The sequence below is a fragment of the Caldisalinibacter kiritimatiensis genome (genome assembly GCF_000387765.1).
Classification (GTDB): Bacteria; Bacillota; Clostridia; order Tissierellales; family Caldisalinibacteraceae; genus Caldisalinibacter; species Caldisalinibacter kiritimatiensis.
In genome coordinates this window covers 1-2,768 of record NZ_ARZA01000027.1, presented here as the reverse complement: position 1 = coordinate 2,768, position 2,768 = coordinate 1, and the positions used below count along the sequence as shown (strand labels likewise).

The window sequence follows — 2,768 nt, the reverse complement described above, 5'->3', positions numbered from 1 at the left end:
AGGCTACTAACTACTAACAACGAACTACTAACTAACAAATCGACGAAGTCGACTTTGTTCTTGAAGGATTATATTAATGGATAACGAATATTTAATAATGAACTATTGAATAACATTGTTATAGGAGGGCTTATAATGGTTTTTAAAAAGAATTTATCAGTATTACTAGTATTAATTGTAATAGTGTTTTTAGTAACAGCATGTGATAATACTGTTCAGCAGGAATTAATAAACTACTATGATAAAGAATTAAGTAAGATATCAAAGCTAGAAGAAGAAGCAATAGATGCATATCATAGTGTAATTGGAGATAATTATGTAGATGATTATACATTGTATAATGAGTTAGAAGAAGTCATTATACCTAAGTATGGAGAATTTGTGAACGAGTTAAAAAACATTAGTTTTACAACAAAAGAAGTGAACAAATTAAACCAAATATATATAAAAGCAGCTGAAAAGCAGTATAATGCTTTTATGCAAATGAAGCAAGCAATAGAAAAGCAGGATAAATCTTTAGTAATGAAGGCTAATGAAAACCTAGAAAATGCAAGAAAGCTACTTAAAGATTGGGAAAGAGAATTAGAGAGGCTTGCAGAAGAAAATAAGATTAAGTTTCAATAATATACTGTAATGTAGAAAAAAATTAATATATCTGTTATTATTATAATAAGTATGGCAACAATAAATAAGGAAACTATAAGGATGGGGATGTAAAATGAAAAGAATTGATGGAAGAAATTACGACCAAATAAGAAATGTTAATATAACGAGAAATTACATAAAGCACCCTTTAGGGTCAGTTTTAATAGAAATGGGAGATACAAAAGTAATTTGTACTGCTATGGTAGAGGATAAAGTACCACCGTTTTTAAAGAATACAGGTACAGGATGGGTAACTGCTGAATATTCAATGTTACCTGGTTCTACTCAGCATAGAAAAATCAGAGCTTCATCAAAAGGAAGAATTGATGGTAGGAGTCAAGAGATACAAAGGTTAATAGGAAGAGCTTTGAGGTCTGTTGTAAATTTAGAAGATTTAGGTGAAAGAACTGTATGGATAGATTGCGATGTTATACAAGCAGATGGAGGAACTAGAACAGCGTCTATAACAGGGGCTTTTGTGGCTTTAGTTGATGCGCTTTATGCATTGTATAAAGAAGGTACTATTTTTTATATACCAATAAAGGACTTCTTGGCAGCAATCAGTGTTGGAATAGTAGAGGGTAATAGGCTACTTGATTTATGTTATGTAGAGGATTCAAGTGCTAAGGTTGACATGAATATAGTAATGACAGGTAATAAAGAATTTGTAGAAATACAAGGTACTGGAGAAGAAGCTCCATTTTCTATGGATGATTTGAATGAATTATTAAGATTAGCACAAAAGGGTAATCAAGAATTGATAGATAAACAAAAAGAAGTGCTTGGTGAGATTGCTAAGCTAGTTGGACAAGAAAAACCGACAGAAGGAGAAAAAGAAGATGAGTAAAATAGATATAGTAGTTTCAACAGGTAATAAGCATAAAATAGAAGAAATAAAGGATATTCTTATGGAATTACCAATTAACGTATTATCAAAAAATGATGTGGGACTAGAAAGCTTAGATGTAGTTGAAGATGGAGAAACCTTAGAAGAGAATGCATTAAAAAAAGCATCAGAGATTTCAAAGAGAGTAAACAAAATAGTTATAGCTGATGATACAGGTTTATTTGTTGATAAACTCGGAGGTAGGCCTGGAGTATATTCTTCGAGATATGCGGGCGAAGAAGCTACTTTTGAAGATAATAATAAAAAATTATTAAAAGAGCTAGAAAATGTACCAATGGAAGAGAGAACGGCTAAATTTATGACTGTTATAGCTATAGTAATGCCAGATGGTGCATATGATACAGTTATAGGAGAATGTAAAGGAAAGATAGCTTTTACTCCTAAAGGTAATGGTGGATTTGGTTATGACCCATTGTTTATAGTTGATGGATATGATAAGACTTTTGCTGAACTAGGTAATGATTTAAAAAATAAAATTAGTCATAGAGCTAAGGCTTTAAATAAGCTAAGAGAAAAAATAAGAACTATCATAGGGAATGGTAGAAAATGAAACTAATAGTAATGAGTGATACTCATGGTCAAACCAATGAAATAATAAATATAATAAATGATATTAATGATGCAGATTTAGTTATACATTTAGGGGATTATGCTAAAGATGCAAAAAAAATAAGTGAACACATTAAACAAGACATTGTATATGTTAAAGGAAATTGTGACTTTAGAGGAAAAAATACCAACGAAGATGAAATATTACATATACAAGGAAAAAAGATATTTCTTACTCATGGACATAAATATGGTATTAAATATAGTTTGAATGGTATATACTATAAGGCAAAGGAAATTAATGCTGATATTGTATTATTTGGACATAGTCATGTTCCATTAGGGGTAGTGCATGATGATATCCTATTTTTTAATCCAGGTAGTCCTACTATACCTAGAGGTATGAGTAAAAAAAGTTATGGAATAATAGAAATAAATAAAAAAATTGATTTTAAACATCAAATAATAGGATAGAGGGCATTGAAAACAACCCAATTATAAATAAAATAAAAAAATTCTACTTTTTTCTACAAAAAGTGTTGACAAGTATAAAACACCATGGTATAATTCAATATTGTCGGCAGTAAGAAATGCGGGTGTAGCTCAGTGGTAGAGCCCTGGCCTTCCAAGCCAGTTGCGAGGGTTCGATTCCCTTCACCCGCTCCAT

The 2,768-nt window shown here is 30.7% G+C and carries 4 protein-coding genes and 1 tRNA gene; all 5 read left to right on the top strand.

Features of this window, described 5'->3' with window-relative positions; genetic code table 11:
• Positions 1–135: 135 nt before the first annotated feature.
• A complete protein-coding gene (locus L21TH_RS00835) occupies positions 136–624 on the top strand; it encodes a hypothetical protein (RefSeq protein WP_006306507.1) in 489 nt (162 codons plus the stop codon).
• Positions 625–718: 94 nt separating this feature from the next.
• Positions 719–1,492 (top strand): ribonuclease PH, encoded by a 774-nt coding sequence (gene rph, locus L21TH_RS00830; RefSeq protein WP_006306506.1) that lies wholly within the window; start codon positions 719–721, stop codon positions 1,490–1,492.
• Complete coding sequence (locus L21TH_RS00825) at positions 1,485–2,102, top strand: XTP/dITP diphosphatase (protein ID WP_006306505.1); 618 nt, start codon at positions 1,485–1,487, stop codon at positions 2,100–2,102. The genes rph and L21TH_RS00825 overlap by 8 nt, the downstream gene beginning before the upstream one ends.
• Positions 2,099–2,575, top strand: coding sequence for a YfcE family phosphodiesterase (locus tag L21TH_RS00820; RefSeq protein WP_006306504.1), 477 nt, complete (start codon positions 2,099–2,101; stop codon positions 2,573–2,575). Before L21TH_RS00825 ends, L21TH_RS00820 begins: the two co-directional genes overlap by 4 nt.
• Positions 2,576–2,693: 118 nt before the next feature.
• Positions 2,694–2,767 (top strand) — tRNA-Gly (locus L21TH_RS00815).
• Position 2,768 lies beyond the last annotated feature (1 nt).

Coding starts and splice junctions, on each gene's coding strand:
- L21TH_RS00835 (WP_006306507.1), top strand. CDS start 136: ATGGTTTTTAAAAAGAATTTATCAGTATTACTAGTATTAATTGTAATA.
- rph (WP_006306506.1), top strand. CDS start 719: ATGAAAAGAATTGATGGAAGAAATTACGACCAAATAAGAAATGTTAAT.
- L21TH_RS00825 (WP_006306505.1), top strand. CDS start 1,485: ATGAGTAAAATAGATATAGTAGTTTCAACAGGTAATAAGCATAAAATA.
- L21TH_RS00820 (WP_006306504.1), top strand. CDS start 2,099: ATGAAACTAATAGTAATGAGTGATACTCATGGTCAAACCAATGAAATA.